The 20,350-nt window shown below is 34.8% G+C and carries 10 protein-coding genes; 3 read left to right on the top strand and 7 right to left on the bottom strand.

The genetic code is table 11. The features are described from left to right. Positions 1–10: 10 nt before the first annotated feature. Positions 11–1,246: a DUF4374 domain-containing protein gene (locus HN014_RS11260; RefSeq protein WP_176028972.1), complete on the top strand. Its 1,236-nt coding sequence runs from the start codon at positions 11–13 to the stop codon at positions 1,244–1,246. A gap of 261 nt (positions 1,247–1,507) precedes the next feature. Further along, positions 1,508–1,903 carry a hypothetical protein gene (locus tag HN014_RS11255; RefSeq protein WP_176028971.1) on the top strand — a complete coding sequence of 132 codons (396 nt, stop codon included), beginning with the start codon at positions 1,508–1,510 and terminating at the stop codon, positions 1,901–1,903. Positions 1,904–1,958: 55 nt separating this feature from the next. Here HN014_RS11255 and HN014_RS11250 read toward each other — a convergent pair whose 3' ends face one another. Beyond that, a complete protein-coding gene (locus HN014_RS11250) occupies positions 1,959–3,155 on the bottom strand; it encodes a serine hydrolase (RefSeq protein ID WP_176028970.1) in 1,197 nt (398 codons plus the stop codon). A gap of 435 nt (positions 3,156–3,590) precedes the next feature. On the opposite strand from HN014_RS11250, the gene HN014_RS11245 reads away from it, so the two are divergent. Continuing rightward, positions 3,591–3,881 carry a hypothetical protein gene (locus HN014_RS11245; protein ID WP_176028969.1) on the top strand — a complete coding sequence of 97 codons (291 nt, stop codon included), beginning with the start codon at positions 3,591–3,593 and terminating at the stop codon, positions 3,879–3,881. A 151-nt stretch (positions 3,882–4,032) separates the two neighbouring features. On the opposite strand, the gene HN014_RS11240 is transcribed toward HN014_RS11245, so the two are convergent. The 6 genes from HN014_RS11240 to HN014_RS11215 all read right to left on the bottom strand — a co-directional run bounded on the left by HN014_RS11240 (position 4,033) and on the right by HN014_RS11215 (position 20,296). Then, complete coding sequence (locus HN014_RS11240; protein WP_176028968.1) at positions 4,033–4,953, bottom strand: LysR family transcriptional regulator; 921 nt, start codon at positions 4,951–4,953, stop codon at positions 4,033–4,035. Between the two features lie 202 nt (positions 4,954–5,155). After that, positions 5,156–5,542: a hypothetical protein gene (locus tag HN014_RS11235; RefSeq protein ID WP_176028967.1), complete on the bottom strand. Its 387-nt coding sequence runs from the start codon at positions 5,540–5,542 to the stop codon at positions 5,156–5,158. A gap of 8 nt (positions 5,543–5,550) precedes the next feature. Continuing rightward, the gene (locus HN014_RS11230; RefSeq protein ID WP_176028966.1) at positions 5,551–6,468 is read right to left on the bottom strand and encodes a hypothetical protein; all 918 of its coding nucleotides are present in this window, start codon (positions 6,466–6,468) and stop codon (positions 5,551–5,553) included. 48 nt (positions 6,469–6,516) lie between these two features. Next, on the bottom strand, positions 6,517–15,381 hold the full coding sequence (locus HN014_RS11225) for a LamG-like jellyroll fold domain-containing protein (protein ID WP_176028965.1): 8,865 nt from the start codon (positions 15,379–15,381) through the stop codon (positions 6,517–6,519). A gap of 89 nt (positions 15,382–15,470) precedes the next feature. Further along, positions 15,471–16,337, bottom strand: a complete 867-nt coding sequence (locus tag HN014_RS11220) for a tail fiber protein (protein WP_176028964.1) — start codon at positions 16,335–16,337, stop codon at positions 15,471–15,473. Between the two features lie 647 nt (positions 16,338–16,984). Continuing rightward, a complete protein-coding gene (locus HN014_RS11215) occupies positions 16,985–20,296 on the bottom strand; it encodes a VCBS repeat-containing protein (protein ID WP_176028963.1) in 3,312 nt (1,103 codons plus the stop codon). Between the last annotated feature and the right edge of the window lie 54 nt (positions 20,297–20,350).

The following is a 20,350-nucleotide window of genomic DNA, read 5'->3' as shown; positions in this document are numbered from 1 at the left end:
AAAGTGAAAAATGAAAAAAATGACCTTTAAGATGTGTGCATACATCCTATCAATGATGTATCTCATAAGTAGTTGTAGTAGTGATGACAATTCTGAACCTTCTAATCCTGATGGAGGAGGAACAAGTCCCGAAAAATCTGGTGTTTCCTTATTTGTTATTACTGACCCTAATACTTCCAGTGGATTGTTAATTTCCTCAGAGGAGATGTTTTCCGGTACAATTGACATTTCTAAAGTCTCTAATGCAACACAAATAGCTGCTGCCCGCACAACCGGATTAGCTATTGATGGAGCTGTATACCATACATCGAACTCTGCAGGGGATAATGGGATACAAAAATTCGGTTATCAGAACAATGCTTTTACAGATGAAGGATTTATCGCTGTTAATGAGAAAATATTTACTTTTGAAGTTGTTAGTCCTACCAAGGGATATTATACAGATGCAAACAGAAGTCGTACGGCAATCCAGACATTTAACCCTTCTACTATGCAGCGAACAGGAGAAATCGACATAACAGAAGCTATTACTCCTATTCTTACCGATGAAGTTACCAGTACCAGAATTGGTTCTTTTATGCTGGAAAGCAAAGGAAAATTATATACTCAAGTATTTTTTCTAAAAGAAGATGGAACACATGCTTTTGATATAAGCTATGTTGCTGTATTTGACACAACAAATGATACCTTCATTGGATTAACTCAGCACAATGATTATATATGGTTAGGTTTCGAGAGAAAAAATTCAAATTATGCAACAGTAGCGGACAATGGGGATATCTATCTTGCAAGTCCAGTCGGGAATACTTCTGATCCTGCTCACTCCAAATGCATTCGAATCAAAGCAGGAAGTAATCAAATCGACCCTTCCTGGAAACTTGATTTTAATGAGTTCATAGGAGGAAATAGTTTTTGTCTAGCAGGACCTGCTGTTGTAGGTGATAAACTATACATAAAGCTTAAATCATCTGCTATTAATTCTGACTATAGTAATCTTGGAGAAGAAGATGTCGATGCATATATGGTAGACATAAACACCAAGAAGATCACAAAAATAGCAGGAATTCCCAGTAGTGGATCTATAAGCTCTAGTATCAGTGGTCCTGTTGTTATTGATGGCTTAGTGTATTTTGCAGTTAGTAATTCTAATTATCAAGGCTATTACACGTATAACCCGGCTAATGGAGAGGTAAATGAAGCTTTCTCTCTTTCTGGAGGAGTTCCCAGCCAGTTAAGTCCTCTATAAAAACATTACAGGTATCGCCTTCTTTTCCTGGAAATTTTATCTATAAAACTAAGAAAAAGAAAGCAATACGATACCATGTGATATGTTATTCCTTTTGCTACATAAAACACTAGGGAGATTGTTCTCCTTAGTGTTTACGTCGCATATCTTTATTACAAATTCTTTTGCAATAACTCCATTAACAGCTAAGCACTAACTTGCGTTCGTCAGTGCTTAGGGAGTTATTCTTTTACATGTACTACCTTAAAAACTCCCCTCTACATGAATAATCAACAAAAAATTCTTATTTCATGGGTATTAATTGCACTGGGTATAGCAATACACAGCACATTAGAAGTTGGAGAAAGTATTTTCTTTAAACCTCTCCCTACAGAACCTTTTAGCAATGGTGTTCCCATTGCCATTCACATCATCCACATTGTAGCGATGATCCTTCCTATGATAATGGCATTCTTAACGTTATTTTACGAACGAAAAGGGTTTAGAATATTCTCTCTCATGTATGCTTTCTTACTCGCCTTATTAAACATCTCTCATGTTATAGAAACCTTCATGGTAAGTAGCACTAATCTCTCTCAAGTTATCTTATTATCGTTTGTTGCAATTATTAATATTGTTTTGATTGTTTTGATTAACAAATGGCGTAAAGAAGTTTAAAACTTCAATATGCAAAAGCCATGTTTACTACATGGCTTTTTTTATGATATGACACTTACTCCCAACGATGATGCTTTAGAGTTGTCCATATTTCCAGAACAGCTCCCATCAATTGTTTGTCTTCATCTGCACTGATATTCGTCATCAGAAACACGCCTACATTACGGCTGGGATTTATAGCAGCAATACTTACTACCCCAGGGTCACTCCCGGAATGATTCAAAGTTCCTTTTTCATTAACTCCCCAAAAAATTCCACTGGATTCTTTTCCTATTTCTGTACGGGTAAACATTTCTTCATAAGATGCTTTTGACAATATCGCACCTTCCCCGTTTCTTCCCCGGATCATTTCTTTCAAATATTCCCCAAATTCATCTGTATTTGTGATCAACCCCCCATCTGAACTCGTAATCAGGTGGTACGCTGGTACCATCGTATTTTTAGTAACATATCTGGAGGCGAATTCCTCCCGATTATTATCGTTTATCTTCCAGGCTGTTTTCTCCATCCCCAAAGGATCAAAAATATACTGTTTTGTAAATTGCTCAAAAGGAACTCCTGTTGCATTTTCAACCACATACGCTGCCAAAGCTGCTCCAATATTACTATAGTTATATCGCTTGCCAGGAGCTTTTTTTGTGAAATTTTTATTTGAATACCATTTTCCATTTTTGGACAACACATTTTCAAAAAACATCGCGTAAGAAAGATCCTCATTCTGCGCGATAACTTTTAGATTCTTTGCAAAATCATCTGGCAAATAAGAATAATCATCTATCGGATTTTCTAACACATATGCTCTTAGATAAGCATTATCATCACTAATTCCCGAGGTATGTTGTGCCAGATGTCGCAACGTAATCGGTACATCAGGAAATTTAGGGTGTATCACCTGGAATGGCAGATATTGATTAATTGGATCGTCTAAACGTAGTTTTCCTAACTCTTGAGCTTTCATAATAGCAGCAGCAATAAATGTTTTGGAAACAGAACCAATATTATGTACCGTATGATTTGTGTACGGCTTTTGGGTCGCTACATCTGCATATCCAAAAGAATTGTTATAAAACACTTCTTTGTCATTTACTACTACAATAGAAATTCCTGTAAGGTCTGAACTTTTGAATATTTCTTCCAGTTTACTATCCAATTCCTGAATTGACTCTGTAGATTCTCCTTTTTGAGAAAAACTATTAGTTATCACTAAAAAGGCTCCCAGGCAGCAGATTAACAATTGTATTACTTTTTTCATGTTCGTTTTTTAGATTTTATACAAATGAACAGATCTTATACATATAAAACGCCCCAACAGATACTTTGGCACCTTTTTTTTCACTTTTAATTCAATTATTTCTTTTAATACTTTTTTTCAAAAAAGGAATATTTTACTATTCATTTTATAATAAAAAATATTAATGAATTACACAATAATTATAAATAAAAATATATCAATAATTAATCTAATATTTGCCCCTGTGAATAAAAATGGAGGAAACTATGAAACGGGTTACTCTGCGTACTACAAACTGTTCTTAGAGTTGCTCGTTTCTTTCTTCACCGGGGCTTAAACAAATAATTAATACTTCTGCTATATAACACGTAGATGCATTCCTATCAGCATACGAATACATTAAAGTAGAAAGAGCAGACATAACGAAAAACTATTAATTATAATTTTTTAACTGATATGACTACAACAGAAGTAATGGACAAGATACAATTGGTAGACAATACATTTACTCCTTCTGAAGCTTCGGATGTTGTGAATGCATTAATAAAAGAAAAAATAAACTTTCACAAACTACACAGGCTTTCTATACATGAAGGAAATCAACATATTGATTCCAGTTATGATGATGAACGCATTGCCCAGTTATTAAAAGAAAAAGAAGCATTTAAAGCTGTTTTTAAAGAAGCAATGACTACGGGAAAAAGAGTTGAAATAAACGGAACTTTGACGATTAAAATTACTGATTAACCCCTCTTTTAAACGTTATGGATTTATGTTTTTGGTTAGAATAGTGCTATAAATCCTACGTTCATTATTTTATTAGAGGGTTTTGAATCTTAATAAAAGAGAGTCAGAATCCTCTTTTATCATCATACAGCAAGTACCCCCTTCCGGTAAATCATAAATTTATAAGCTGAAACTTCTGTCTTATTATTTCATCTTTTCTTTCTTCTACATAGCTTAAAAATGCTGCTGCTACCGGAGAAAATTTTTTGTTCTTTAAAGATATCAGGTTCCATATTGATTTCAAAGGAAACCCCTTTACAGGTATAATCTGTAATCGATTCGCTTCCAAGTCATTTCGTATTCCTATCAATGGCATAATCGAATACCCTAACCCTGCTATTACCGCTTGCTTAACCGCTTCATTTGAGGTCAGTTCCATCTGTTTTCTCGCGACAATATTATTTTGCTCTAAATACTCTTCCATGGTATGTCGGGTTCCTGACCCTGGTTCGCGATAGATTAACGGTAGCTCAGAAAGAATCGAAGTATCATACATTTTTTTCTCAAATGTATCTGTCGTACTCCCCACTAAATACAATTGATTTTCCATCAAATTAGTCTTACTAATCTTCAAATGTTTTGGCAATACCGACACCAGTGAAAAATCAACAGAATTTTCCTCCAGACTTGATACGACCATCTCTTTGTTTGTCACCTCTAATACCAGGTTTACTTCTGAATGTTTTTTCATAAAATCAGACAAGAAATAAGGGATAATATATTTACCTGTAGACACTACTGATATCTTCAACACTCCCGACAACTGTCCTTGGTACGCTAATGTTTTATGACTAATCTGATCAACTTCCTGAATTATTTTTTGAGCTGCCTCTGCTATTTCCTTTCCGAAATCAGTAATGTATATCTTTCTACCTATTACTTCAGTAAGTGGTATAGGAAATTGATCCTGAAAATTCCTAAGCTGAATAGAAACTGCTGGTTGAGTGAGGTGTAATTCCTCTGAAGCTTTGGTGATACTTCCTTTCTCTACTATTTTTAGAAAAATCTGAAGTTGATGCAATGTATAATTCATAAATAAATGTAATATTATTTATATAATTAATAAATATATATATATTCAAAAATAATTAATAACCAACATCTAATGAAAATACTAATGTTATTTTTAAGGAAAAATTTCTATTTTTTATTCTTTATAATATTAAAACTCCCCAGTCCTGATAAACTGAGGAGTTTTTACTCTTTTTAAGATGAAAAAAATAATATAGTCTCTATCATTCAACTAATTCAAATGCTTCTGCAGCCACATATGAAACTTTAGCATATATTCCTGTATCGACAAGCTGTGCTACATTTTCTCCTTCTTTTAAGATAATTTGATTACGTTGATTTTCTATTCCCGTAAAAACCATACTGTGTAAAACTCCATTAACAGTATACTCTACTAATGTTTTTTCTACTGTTCCACTTCCTTCTGCTTCGACAACAATCGATACAAAATACTTATCATTAGGGTTTATACAATCAAAGGTTGTTACAGAAGTTCCATCTTCTTTTACAAAGTTAATATGTATTGGTTTTATAACTGAGGTTTCTGGAGCATCATCTCTAGAGCAATTACAAAATAATACAACGATTATAATCCAAAAAACTGTTTTCATACTCATACTTACTTTTTTTGATTAATGATAATTTCTTTCCGAATAGTTCCCATCTTTACTTCATATGTTGCCGCTTCCAAATTATTGAAAACAGTTTCCCCATTAGTTATTGTCTGACTAGAAAAGTTAACTCCATCCTTCAGTAGCAATACCTCTTCATTATTTCTGGTAGAAACAACTTTAATTGCTCCTCCCTCATAACAAACGGCATTTTTTCTATAGTAAGTGATATCTCCAGAGCTTACTTTGATTTTTATTGTGTATTCTCGTGTTACCGATTGATTTTCTGATACCACTTTATAATCTACTGGGGTACTAAAATCTACACTGTCTTTTCCTGACAGTTGCTCTGTCGTATTCCTATATAACTTTGCTCCCTGGCTAAGTTCAAAGATGGGAACAAGTGCCTTAACATTATCCTCAACATCTAATAAGATTGTTATTTCACTCTCTTTAAAAATCACATCTTTGGCTTTTGTATTCACAAAGCTAAAATCAATGATATCTGCCGCATCACTCAGCCTTGGTTCGGCAATGCTATATGCTCTAAAAACATCCCCGTAATGTTTATTAATTTCAAACACCTGGGTCTCAGACACCTCTGTAGTTTTTTCTTTTTCAGCATCATATATACGAAAATGTATCAATTCATTATTTTGATTTGCAAATACTGTTAAATAGGCATAATACCTATCTTCTGAAGCAACATAAGTTAAATTAGCAACTCCCCGACATACTCCATCTACAAAAGCGCCTACTACATCATTCTCAGTTTCCAAATCTTTTCCATCGACATTCAGAAAAGCTACAAAAGACATCGTATATTGATAATTATTCTCATTCACACTCCAATTAGGATTTTGTGCTTGTAACTGATACCCTGCAAAAAACAATAGTATCAGATAGTAGTTATATCTCTTCATCATTATATTTTTTATGTACTGCCGATACTGTATACCGGCAGTATTGTTTATTTATTTTTTTACTATCATATTTCTCATAATGGTATTATTAACTATCGTATACAGGTAATAGGCTCCGGAAGAAATTTCTGGTGCGATACTAAAAAAAGCTTCCCCTTTATCTACATAAAGCTCTCGTTGGTATACCTGTTGTCCTGATAAAGAATGTATAAACACCCTTACCTTCTGAGATCTATCTGAAAGTACTTTTATCCTAAGTTCATTTTCAAAAGGGTTTGGATATATATCAATCGTTTCTGATACCATCTCTAATAATACTGGGGCTTGTATTGTTCCTACAACTTTATTTGCTGAAAAAGTCATAAGTTTAGTAGTTGCTTCTTCCGTTGTTTCTCCTGACACATAGAACCGCAACATCTCATTAGCCTGTCCATAAATCGTCAGAAAACTAAGTGATTCTTCTCCTACTAATTGATTGCTGGCACTTCCTCTTCGATTGCCTTTCATATCATAAACCACTACTTTGGAATATCCTTTGGGCAGCTGTAAAATAACATTCATATTTTCTGGATACCTTGCATAGGTTACAGCGACCTGATCTTCAGAAGGAGTTTCAGTCTCTTTCTCAATCACCTTTGCCTTCGAGCTCAAATACGTTGGATATTTAAATGTTTGCGCCTTGCCAGATTTAATCATGTATCCATGACCTGCCAATAAATAGTCTAATGTACCTGTCCATCCATTGATCGGATCAAAAATCGCAAATAAATTTTGTGATTTAATAACATCTCCATCTTTTGGATCATAAAAAGCAAGAGCTTCATTTACCGGGGTATTATTCCCTATTATAAAAGGCAGCCAGTTCCAGTTTTCTTTCAATTCATAAGACCACTTGCTGACATCCACTTTTTCTCCTTTTATAATCAGTTCTCCTCCTTTAGCCAAGTTCAGCTTATACATTTTTTCTGTCGTCATCCCACCATTTGCACTTATATTCCCTGACCAACTACTCCTTGTTATGTCTGTTGGGTGTTTATAATAGGTTTCTAATTGTGCAGGGCTTAAACTTAAGATTCTATCTCCTGTTGACAATGCTAAATTCTTGGTCAATTCATTAAGGTTTTTGAAGTTAGGGTCATTTACATCAAAAGATACCCATGTCCATCCCGTGTTTAAAGAAAGGTGCTGTTCTACTACGTTTGTATTTTCGAATAAAGCTGAATTCGATTTTGTCCCTATAACTTCATTTTCCATAAATACTACAGACCTCATGTCATCAACTTCTATTTCCACTATTTTACCTTGAGAAGCATCCCATGCCTTAAATATGATTGCATCTCCAAATGCTGTATTACTAAACACGGTTAAGTATATAAAATACTCATCAAAAGCTTCATCATATAGTAAATGGGTTTCTCCTCTCGGGACCCCATTAACAAAAGCTCCTACTTTATCATATGCATCTGTAGAAATTATTCCATTGATTTTTAATTTTCCGATAAAGTTCATACTAAAATCAAAGGCACTAGGGTTTACTGTCCAATCAGGTTCTGTTTCTAACACTCTAAGATTTAACTGTAGTTTTTGATCAAGCCCAAAATCCGTTTCCAGATATAGGTTCTCTATATATTCCCCAATCGTAAACTCTGGATCAATACTTGCTTTTACTGTCATTTTACTATTAGGATCCAGCGTGCCATAGGTTTTATCTAATGACAACCAGTTCGGGATGTTTTTAATGGCAAAAGTTTGTTTTTTCCCTCCTCTGTTAATCAAAGAGATATCAAATTCATATTCGTCTCCTACAAATTTTTCTATTTCTAAGAGATCTTCTTTATCTGCAACATACCAACTGACCTCATTACGTTCTACAAAAGCCGTCCAGGTAATAGGTGATGCCTGCCTATTTTCAGCTAGATCGAATATCCTATCAACCGTTATATCCAAAACTTGCCCTTCTAGTACTGCCCAATCACTAATCTCCGGAGTAATGATCATCTCATCTCCATTAATTATATGGCGAACATCAAAACTCAATAAGTTCCTTTTAGGTTTCAATTTAGGAGCATCTTCGGAATAATTAGGAACTCCCGAACTTAAGATCGAAAAAACGGCAGGTGTCGTATTATTAGACAATGCATGATAATATTTAGGCCCTTTTCCATTCGGAAGTTCTGGTTGATTCATCGTTGTATAGAGTAGTAATCCCAATGTGGCAGGTGCTATCTCACAGGTACTATCTCTACGAAGTTGTTCTATCGTACGCGCTGTGTTCCACAATCTTACTTCATCTATTTTTCCGGTAAAAAACCTATCTGTTACTATCGTTCCATCTACTTCTGTAAAACCACGTGCTCCTATCCAGAATTTATCCCCTGAAATACCTCCAATATTCTTAGCTGAGTGCGAACTTACTAATGTATTATCTACATACGTTTTTAAGGCTCCTCTACGATTAACAATCATCGCGATATGATGCCAAGAGTTATCTGTAAGACTAGTTTCTGTTAATTTATAAGTAACGCCTTCGTTTGTAAATATCAAACTTCCTTCCTCATCTAATCCTACTTCCCATTTATTACGTTTGCCGTTAGCCTGTACCAGATCTTCAATGGTTCCTCTTCCATTAGAAAACATAGTTGCAACTTCTTTTGATGCCGTTTTCATCCAGAAGGATAATGTTATATCCATTTCGTCATGAATCTGTTTAGCTGCTCCAAACTCTGAAAAATCATTTAGATTCAATTCTATATATTGCCGATCCTTAAAATCATAGGCATTGGTTTTGGGTTTTATATCCCAAGAGGCTTCCATTTTTCCATGAATATACCTTGCCAGATCCTTCATAACATCTCCATGCCCTTCATTCATGGGCCAATACCCTATTAAATCCCGTTCAGATCCTGAAAATTGCGTATACATATTCGCTACTGATTCCGATAAGGATAACGACTTTGTCCACATTCTTAGATCATGCAAATTCCCGGAAAAAGTATTTCCTCCCAGTGTTAACCTCCCTTTATTAGTAAACTCTATCTTATCAACTGTCCTTACTGCTAATTCATAACTATCTTCATAGATTCGGAGTTCTCCTTTTGTCTCGTGATAACTCAACGTATAATGATGAAATACATCATCTTTACTTATTGAAGATTGTATTGTTTGATCTCCTAATGTCCATACTAGTTCTCCATCTATTAATGCTACTTCAAATCCATTTTCCTGCTGCATAATAATTGCATCAGATTTTGAAGAATTATTCATCCAAAATTCGATACTAAAATTTCCGCTAACAACATTGGTTTTATCTATTTCCACACTATTTTCAGGACCATTAAAGTATACTGAAACTCCATGAGAAATCGGCATATTATTTGTCTCTGCTACAATTTCAATTTTACTAATAGCATCATTAAATTGGATCGGTTCACTAAATTGTAATCTCAGATCTTCTCCAGCATTTAATATCCCATCTGTAGGAGAAGGTGTTCCGAATTGTTCTGGCTTATTCAGATCAACTGTTCCTGTTATAACTTTAGATATATATTGGGTGCCATTACTACAGGTAGAGATTGCTCTCAACTCATAAGTACCATCTGACAAGCTTAATTTATCAACATCAAATTCGTATAATTGCGTAGTTTCTGTTATGACAGAATTCTTATCTTCTCCATCAGCTATTGCTGTTGCTAAATAATCTACTAAAACTCCTCCCGCACTTGTAAAAGGTGCTTTATAATAAGTGTGTAAGCGATTCCATGAAGAGGCTGTAGATTTTCTATATTGTAGTTCTATTTTTTTGAAACTGGAAAAACTTGTATCAAATTCAGATAGCTCTATTCCCAATTTATTCGTAGTGCCATCCTGATTATAAATATCTTCATTATTTACTACCCAATTATCAAAGGGTTTTGAGATAACTACTTTAGAACATGAAGGGACAAATGAAGCTGAAACTGAAACACGATCATTCACATTATATTTATCACATAGTGATTCTAAAACAATATCAATATCCTTATACTCATATTGATCTGACACTGATTTCTCTAAAGTTAGTGCAAATGGTATTTTCTTTCCATAGGGAACACGAATAATAGTTCCGTTTAAAGCAATATTATGCTTTACATTATATGGATTTGTGGCTGGATCAATCCTCAGTTTGAAATCCATATCCGTTTCACTAACACTATTATTTTCCAATAGTAAAGTAAACTCCGCAGCACCTGCTTCTGGTACATTAGCAATATTTGCATTTTCTACACTAATAAGAGGAATTTCCACCTTTTGAGTCGCATAGTTTAAAGCAAAATCTCCTGTATAGGTATCAATTTGAGTAATTTCAAAGGAAGGTTTTTCTACTGGAGATGGTGGTGTACAACTAGGGATTTGCCCAGATAGTAATGCCAAAATCACACACCTATCAAACTTTTTCTTATCATCGAGATACTTATCGTATAAGGCTTTCTTTCTCTTATATTCATTAACATCTCTGTTGTAGGCTGTTTTTTCAAAAAACAAAGAAGTACTAATCCCTTCATAGGGGCAGGAGGTACGCCCTCCTATTGTACTAAAAACCGGTCCATTACCATCAAATGCATTAATAACATCCACACTAAGCATATTGGCTTTATCATTATCTTTTAATGTATAGGATACTTTAGTTGTTTCTACATTTTCTGTATTTATAGAACCATCTATTTTTTGCGAAAAAGCTGCTTCTGTTTTATTTAATAGTCCCACTCCATTAAACTTAAATCCTAATTCTATTGCCAATGATTCATCAATAGTTATATTATATGCAGTACTCTCTCCTGAAACAGAAGCTGTAGACATCCCTTTTGTAATATCTCCTACTCCGGCATCAAATGATATATTTTCTTCAAAATTTGCTTCCAGCATAGTTTCCAACCCTTTTAAGTCATCTAATTTTTCTTTGAGTTGCGTCTCAGAATGTAATAAACCTCCTGGTGCCAGATCTCCTTTCTCTATTTCTCTTTCCAACCTTGATTGTTGATCCTCCAGAAAAGATGTTAATTCTTTTTTATATTCACTACGTTCATTCAGCGCTTTATACTTAGTGATTTCATTTCTCAGAATCGCTTTTTTCCATAATGCTATTTGCTGTAGATATTCCTTACGAGGTAGTACCCCTGGTGTATTAGGATCTATAATACCATGATCTATGTTATATACTATCTGTTCTAATTCTGGAATTAAAACATCAATTATATGCCGCTGACTATAGACAAAAAATGTTTCTGACGGCTCTTCTACAAAATACATTGCCTTCTGCTTACTTATAAACAAAGGAATTTCATTTCCTTGAATATCCTTAAAATGTAACTCTAATGCATCTGAATCAGGTAAGTTGGTTGTATTTGCCTGAATGTTATCATAAGAACCATAAAAATAATTACTGGAATTCCCTATGTATAGATCTCCATCAGCTCCCACATAAAATGGGCTACTACTAGTCTTAATAGTTTGATCAAAACTATAGGTTGTTTTTAGACTACGGCCTTTATCCGAAGAAGTTTTTATAGAAATTCCGACTGTGGCATTATTGGTAGCTTTTGACTCAATGACGGGACCTGCTAATCCTCCTCCTGCTCCAAATTTCACTCCTAATAACACCTGTAAAGAATTGGAGATCCCTCCTGTACTGGTAAAACTACTTTTAGTGGTAAAAGAAATACTTTCTCCTTTTTCAATAGCGGCAAAACTATTAGAACCCGGAGGATCCCTAAGAATAATATCCGGAACTTCGGGAGCCGCTGTTACAAATGTCTGACTTCCATCTGACTTCCCTCCTAAGATCAAACCTTCATTATTATATCCATGGGCAGGGGTATCAACATTATTTACCCTGTAATTAATAGATAAGGTTTTTAAAAATGGTTTTGATATTCTAGGGAGTCCTGCCTTAAAACGATACGTAGACTTACTCTTATCGGTATCATTATAAGAGATACTTTCTGTATTTTCTAATGCCAGATTATTGGTTATGATAAACTCTCCATCAGTAATAGGCACTCTCACTTCTTTTCCTGCTGCGAGATCATCGTAATTTTTATATACTTCTGACGTTTCAAAATCAATAAAATATTCTTCAAATTGTTCATAGATAACCAAATCTTGACCATTATGTTTGAGCCCTTCTGTATAATATTCCACTCCACCTATATTAATCATAGGAGCAGAAGTTTGTCTGGTGACATCTAACTGTGGAGCTGATCGATATACAAAACTTTTCTCAAAATGATAAGGATCAGAAACCAATGGTTCCTCTTCTTCTCCTAATGAAAACTCTGACGTCTTAGGAGTTGGCACTGTTCGTAAATCTACTACTTCATTTGCATTTAAAAATGTATGACTAATATTATCTGTATCTATAAGAACAGTAACCCCGTCACTAGTACTCGTTTTTTCTATAACATACTGAAGTGGGGCCAGTTCCCTTCTGTATTCCCCTGAAGCTTTATTTGTTGCAATAGTAACATCTCCTGCTTCATGGCTTAGTTTTATTGTCGCTTGCCCAATGTTATTGACTGCACTCACTGCTACTTTTCGTTCGTTTGGAGTCTGTGGATCAAAAATATGTTCTACATACCCTTCTCCTCCAAAACCGATAGGTTTTTCTCCTTCTACAGACCCTCCAACTACTTTCCCTACAAGGGTTACTTTAGTTTGATCTAAAAAGGTAACAGATTGCTCCTGATGTTCAAAAAAATCAAATTCTGTTTTATGATTTTCAGTAATATACTCAGATTCTTCGGTAGTAAGAGGACTCCCTTTGAGGCGTTCTTCTTGCGCCAGGGCATCTATTATGGTCATTGGGAAACGTCCTCCATAAGTAAAATCATGTCGATCTTTTTTGACCTCGATATAATGATTCCCAATAGGTACTTCAATCACGAATTCCCCATCTTCATCCGTTAATACAGGCTTGTTATCTTTTCCTATTACAATATTTCCATCAATATATATATTGGCTCCTTCGACTCCTACATTCGGCATATCAACGATCGTATTGGGGACTTCTCCCATTTGATAATCTCCTTTTTGGTATGTCCGTTCATTTCCATCTGTCATACTTACCGTATATTCATTATAACCGGTTTCTTTGACTTGTAATACCTCTGGAACAACAACAGTCCCATCATTGTTCCTTATTGGTTCGAATGTCCCTACTACATCCATACGTGCTTTTCCTCTAAAAATAAAAGACGAAATATCTTTAAAATCGATTTTATTTGCTACCTCTGCCCCCTGTCCAAGAAAGATCAGTTGTTGGTTCGGTTCGAACTGATGCACCCCAAAAGAAGGCGTTATATTAAATGACTCTCCTGTTCCTGTGTATGGAATCGCGGCAATCACATAATTCCCATTTTCATCCGTAACCCCTAAAACCCCTAATTGATTTCCTGTAGGTCTATCCGAAATATTACCAGTCCAGCTTGCCAATTGCAAAAGAGCTTTATTCTTATTAAAATCATACCCTTTAGCCGATAAATCATACGCATAAACCCCTTGTCCTTCATTCGCACGCAAGTACATCAATAAATTTGTTTCTGTTCCACTTAAATACCGCTTAAAGTCCTGACGAATTGTTTTGCCATTTAATTTACCTTGCCATAATCGTATTTCGTCAATAATCCCATTCATTTTATCTGCGATTAGTAGACTATTAAAACTATTTGTTGAAGGATATCTATAGGTAGTGTTTATTTCTAATTCAGGAATCGTTCTCTTGTTTATATCTAATTCCTTTTGCTGGGCAGCAATTGTTTCTTCTATAAAAGCCTGATTTAATTGTCTTCCATTAATAAATAGTGCTGGTCTATCTCCTTCATTTAATACTAAAGAAAGGTGAATAAAATGAGCAGCTATTTCTGTAATTGGTTTAAAAATATCATCTCCTCTACCATTTACTTCTCCTGTAGGATAAAACTTTTTTAGTATCACTTTATGTACTCCACTTCCTTCATCTCTAATCAGAATATTCAATGTTTTTTCCTCTTCTACTTCTTCCAATTGTATCTTAGCTTCTGTAGTTGAGTTCGTCAGCTCTCCGGTAAGGAAGTCTCGCTGCTGTAATCTTACCCAAGTAAAATCAGCTGTTTCGGAGATTCGCATCCAAGATTGAAAAGTAGCTGCTGTCGTTATATTTTTATTTAAGTATTGTACTGACAAGTTCCCCTGATCAGTAACGGCAATACTACTTCCTGCTTTGATTTCTGCTCCTTGTGGTTCTGCTCTAACAACTACATCTTTCACAGGGTTTCCTCCATCAAAACTAATATTTCCCGAAACAACAGCTGTAGGATTTCGATACCCTATTCCTGTGATGTATGTTATATACCGTTCTGCAATCGCAGAAACTCCTTGGGCATATACCAGGTATTCATATAAAATACCTCCTTCAATATAATTATCTATGTATTGAAAATCATCTCGACTCAATGTAGTAATAGGAAGCCCGAAAGATGGGTGTGGGACATTCACTCCATTTTGATATTCAAAATAGGAGGTATTTTCATCAATATAAGGACGACGATAGATTTCAATTCGATCAATCGCTTCCTTATTGGCTCCGATTGACCAATCTAATTGGATTTTATCGCCATAATATCCTTTGGAAATATCAAAAGTTTCTTCTGCGAACGTATCTTCCATATACAGCACATCCCAGGGAAAATATCCCATTACCGTACCATTTGATTCTTCGGGAATAGGTAAACTATATTGAAAATAATGTTGACTAGGACCTATTTGTAGGCTCACCTTATCACCATTTGTATTATACGCCTGCTCTTGCAGGGTTGTTGCGCCTGTAATCACTTGCGGATTACTTTGTGCCCAAAGCCAATTAACCATTAGCCCTAAGCAAAGGGATAAAAGTATCTTTTTCATCTGTTTTTGTATAATAGAACACCATCTACTAATAGTCGTACATAAGCTACTTAGTACTACTATTTACTTGATGGTCTCAAAAAGTACTTTTATAATTTTATGATATAATTTACTCCATAGTTTACCGGACGTGTTTCCGCTCCACCTGTAGTATTGCTATTTCCTTTCACGGTATGAGTGTGATTACCGGCACTCGCAGTTGTTCGAGACGTTCTTTTGTTTCCATTATCATCTCCGCTACCTGTACCATGATCAGAGTGATCTGCAACTGAATCTGAATGCGCATAATCATCATATCCATGTGAATGACTTCCATTACTACTAGTAGTTAAGTTTACATAATGATTATGAGATTTGAATGTATCAGATTGAGTAGCTTTTAATCCCGGTCCACTTTGTCCATTAACAGGACTGGTACCTGTTCCTCTTAAAAACATTCCTTGTAAATTAGGTGTGTTATTCCCTATGAGAGCAACCAAAGCAGCTCCTGAAGTAGAAGGATTAGGTATTGCTGTTCCATTACATAACAACCACCCAGGAGGTGCTGTTGCACCGAGATAAGGCATAATAGCTCCTGTTGGAGCCCCATTGTTTGCATGGTATGCATACGGAGCATAGTGAAAAGGTTGATCTGAAATTACTGTCCCATCTAAACTAATAACGAGCTTTAGATGTTCTGTGCTAAAATCAACCTCACTAAAAGTTGTTCCCTGAGGGGTTCCGGTTCCAATCACATGAGAAAATACACCAAAAGCATCCGTCGTCAGGTTTTGTGTTTCTTTATACTTAGAGGTCCCATTCGAGATTTGAATATCAAAAACAAAATTTAAATTTTTGTTTCCTAAGGCTGTTTTACTAGCATCTCTAGCAATTCCCTGAACAGCAATCCCTGTATTTTGAGCAAATAGTACAGCTGTAAATAATACAGCTACAATGAATAGTAGTTTTGTTTTCATAGGTTTTAAATTTGAGTGTGGTTTGATAAAAAATAATAGTAGAAAATTCCCAGACAGATCAAATAATTGGTCTATTACTGGGTTTCATGTTGTAATTATTCAATAGTGATACTCTTCTGTATCAGCTATTTGTTTTGTAAAAAATCATACAGTATGGTTATCCTTTTTGTTTTGGCAGTACTATTGAACTAAAAGAACAGGTCATTTCGGGGCTTTGATACACTATTTTAATACGACAAAGTGCCATTCGAGAAAAACATATCTAAAGATGTTAGTCCCCGAGATTATACTTGTTGGTTAGTCTTTACTTAAAAAAATGTATCCTTACTTTTAAGACCTCTAAACTATACATAATCCTAAAAAAATAATATTTCACTATATTTCAAAGGGTTAAAATCAAATTACATACGGCATAACCACATATAATGTTGGCTATTTTCCAGCATGTATTAAATAAAAAGACACCGTTATGGTGTCTCATTTGAAGCCTAAAGCCATTTATTGGCTTTAGGCTCTTGCGAAACTTTTATTTTTTTCAGCAGATGAGGTAACAATCCAACAATATCTCAAAACAATTACCGAAAAAGGTTCTTTTTTAAAAGTTTCTAATTTTTATTTTTTCAAATTCCTAGAATTTGTTTTTAATACTATTTATCTTTTATGTTATACAATTGAAATTTGCTGTTGTTATTCGCGACAAGCAGTTTCTTTTTATTCTTATGCGTAATCAAGAGCATATCTTTAACATCTCCTGAAGTATAAAGTCCTGTTTCTCTATTTTTTTGAAACGCAAACTTTCCATCGGAAACTCCTTTAAGAAAAACACCTATTCCTGCATCCAAACGTGTTGTTTCTACCTCGGTATGATAATTATTTCCTCCCATAATTAAGTCACGAACCGAATCGTGATCAATATCTTCGTAAATGATAGCAGTAACAGGGCTCATTTGGGCTTCTATTGGGAATGGGGTAAATTCAAAACTATCGCTATTATTTATAAAAACCCCTGATCTGAGCTCTGTTACCTGGTAATGGATTGCTGCTTCAAAACTATCCCCTAACAGTTCCTGGAGATTGCTCGATGCAAATTCTTTATATGTTTTGACTCTTTCTTTTAAGTACGGCATTTGTTGAGCTGTACAATTTTTACCTCTTGCAGGAACTTGCTTCGATTTATAATTTTTTGCCAGAACAATATCTTCTGTTCCATTATTATCAAAATCATGAGTATAAATATGAAATGGTTTTTTCTCCGAGGCTTTATGTTTATAATTCAACCCTAAATTCCCTGCAATGATATCCAGGTCTCCATCCTTATCTATATCTGCCATTACTATCTTATTCCACCAGCCAGTAGCAGATGATAGCTTATCGTATTTCATGTCCTTAGACAACGTACCTTCTTTATTAACAAACACTTCAATCCCCATCCATTCTCCTGTCACGATTAAATCTATATCATTATCATTATCAATGTCCTCCCAAACTGCACTGGTAATCATTCCTATTTCTGAAATATCCGCTGCTAATTCTTTTGTCTTATCCACGAATCTTCCTTCTTCATTGATTAACAGATAACTTTCTGGTGCGTATGGATATTTTCCCGGGACAACACGTCCTCCTATAAACAAGTCTTCATCTCCATCCTGATCATAATCCGAAGCTTTTACAACCCCTCCTGCAATTCGTATCAATGGCAACTTATCAGAAGATCGTCTAAAATTGATTCCTCCATCATTTATGTATAAGCGATCTTCTAATAATGGATCATCAGATCTAAATTCATAACTCCCGCTAACCACATACAGGTCTTGGTCTCCATCATTATCTGCATCAAAAAAACAGGCGCTGACATCTTCATATGCCTGGTCTTTTATAAAATCCGGTACCGTTGCTTTTATATAGCTTCCATCTTCTCTAGCGATCATTAATTGTGATTCTTGCCGGTGTCCTCCTCCTATAAAAACATCCTCCAAACCATCATTATTGATATCTGTTTTGGCAATTGCAGGACCTGTCTGTGATAATTTATGTGGTAATAATAGCTGTTTATCAAAGTCATTGTAAACAGTGTCTTTATGCTCCAAATCAAAGGTTTCTTCTGCAAAAATAAAGTCTGATGCTACTAACTTCTTTTTTTCATTACCAGTACTACTTTCTGTATAATTGAGATGTATTTTCTGATTTACTCCTATATCCGTTAATATTTGAGAATTTCCATCTGCCCACACCACCTCTAATTTGGGTATTAAAGTTTCTTCTCCCAAACCTATATGCAGTACACTTGGCAAAGAAGATAAATACCCTCTGGAGTTTATTAAAGTACGTTTCAAAACAGCACCATTCTTCAAATACAATTTTACCATAGTTCCAACTCCAAACAGGTTTTTCTTTGATCCGGAAAAATCTATTTGCAAAAAATTATTCTTACTAATGTCTCTTGCATTATTCCTTAATATTGTTGCATGCTCATCCAGGTTATTTGTTACGATATCCAAATCACCATCATTATCTAAATCTACATAAACTGCACCATTAGAAAAGGTGGCAGCTTCATCAGACCACCTGGAAGTCATATTATCAAAGGTGAGATTGCCGTTATTTTTAAACAGATAGTTCGTCAGTTTTTGTTGTGGTAATTTCTGAGTAAACTCATAAAAATCCTGCTCTTGCAAGCTTGTCTTGTTCTTATCGATCAATGCATTGATCTCATCATTAACATCTCTATCCACTACATCCCTATAAATACCATTGGTAACATATACATCATTCAATCCATCCAAATCAAAATCTGCAAAAAGTATTGACCAACTCCAATCGGTCTGTGCCAATCCGGATAAGTATCCAATTTCACTAAATCCTTTCGCTCCATTGTTTAACTGCATTACATTATGCATATATTGGTGATGGTGATCTTCTTCTACCATCTTATTGAATCGATCAGCAGACATCATCGCCATCGTGGTTTTTGAGCGTATATGGTCTTCAGGACTCATATCTAACACCATTAAATCCGACAACCCATCATTATTAATATCTCCGATATCGCTCCCCATACTATAGTATGAGATATGTTTGAACAGTGTGTTTCTTTGCTCAGAAAAAGTTCCGTTTTTATTGTTTATATAGGCAAAATCTGGTCCTATAAAATCATTAGACACATAAATATCCAACCACCCATCATTGTTAAGATCTCCTACCTGGGCATTCAAGCCAAAACCTAAATCAGGCATTATTCCTGCTTCTATTGATACATCTGTGAAATTTCCACTCCCATCATTCGCATATAATTTATCACTGCTTTTATACGAATGCGTTTTGGGGTGTTGTTGTACTCGTTTGATATCTGCTATTTTATCTGATAATTCAAAATCCGCAGGAGCATTTGTGATATATACATCTAAATCGCCATCTTTATCATAATCAAAAAATGTAGATGCTATTGAACGGTTGGTATCTGCCAAACCATGCTTGGCAGCTTGTTCTGTAAACGTGAGATCTCCATTATTAATATATAACATATTAGCCAGTTTTTGATCCCCTTTATACCAGCCTGCTCGATTGATATAAATATCCAGAAAACCATCATTATTAATATCGGCAACAGAAACCCCGGCATCAAACCCTGCTCGTTTTTTAATCCCTGCCTGAATTGTAATATCCTCAAACTGAAAATTCCCTTTGTTTAAAAAAAGCTTGTTATGATAAATATTGGATGTAAAGAAGAGATCTTCCAAACCATCATTATTAAAATCAGCAGCAGCAACTCCTCCTCCTATATAGATATATAAGTACTTATAATAATGTAATTTTTCGGATTCCATTATTTTATTTTCAAAGGTTACTCCTGTAATACTTGCCGGAATCCTGGTAAATAATTTATCAACTGGTAAGGAATCGACGGAATCCTGACATGCACATAAAAAAACACAGACAAATACGATACTCCATTTATACATAAAAGCTCTTTTTAGTATATTAAATATAATCCATAAGGAGTTCTAATGAACCCC

Origin of the sequence: Aquimarina sp. TRL1 (genome assembly GCF_013365535.1) — a bacterium.
Classification (GTDB): Bacteria; Bacteroidota; Bacteroidia; order Flavobacteriales; family Flavobacteriaceae; genus Aquimarina; species Aquimarina hainanensis.
This window is presented reverse-complemented; position numbering and strand designations above follow the sequence as displayed.

Coding starts and splice junctions, on each gene's coding strand:
- HN014_RS11260 (WP_176028972.1), top strand. CDS start 11: ATGAAAAAAATGACCTTTAAGATGTGTGCATACATCCTATCAATGATG.
- HN014_RS11255 (WP_176028971.1), top strand. CDS start 1,508: ATGAATAATCAACAAAAAATTCTTATTTCATGGGTATTAATTGCACTG.
- HN014_RS11250 (WP_176028970.1), bottom strand. CDS start 3,155: ATGAAAAAAGTAATACAATTGTTAATCTGCTGCCTGGGAGCCTTTTTA.
- HN014_RS11245 (WP_176028969.1), top strand. CDS start 3,591: ATGACTACAACAGAAGTAATGGACAAGATACAATTGGTAGACAATACA.
- HN014_RS11240 (WP_176028968.1), bottom strand. CDS start 4,953: ATGAATTATACATTGCATCAACTTCAGATTTTTCTAAAAATAGTAGAG.
- HN014_RS11235 (WP_176028967.1), bottom strand. CDS start 5,542: ATGAAAACAGTTTTTTGGATTATAATCGTTGTATTATTTTGTAATTGC.
- HN014_RS11230 (WP_176028966.1), bottom strand. CDS start 6,468: ATGATGAAGAGATATAACTACTATCTGATACTATTGTTTTTTGCAGGG.
- HN014_RS11225 (WP_176028965.1), bottom strand. CDS start 15,381: ATGAAAAAGATACTTTTATCCCTTTGCTTAGGGCTAATGGTTAATTGG.
- HN014_RS11220 (WP_176028964.1), bottom strand. CDS start 16,337: ATGAAAACAAAACTACTATTCATTGTAGCTGTATTATTTACAGCTGTA.
- HN014_RS11215 (WP_176028963.1), bottom strand. CDS start 20,296: ATGTATAAATGGAGTATCGTATTTGTCTGTGTTTTTTTATGTGCATGT.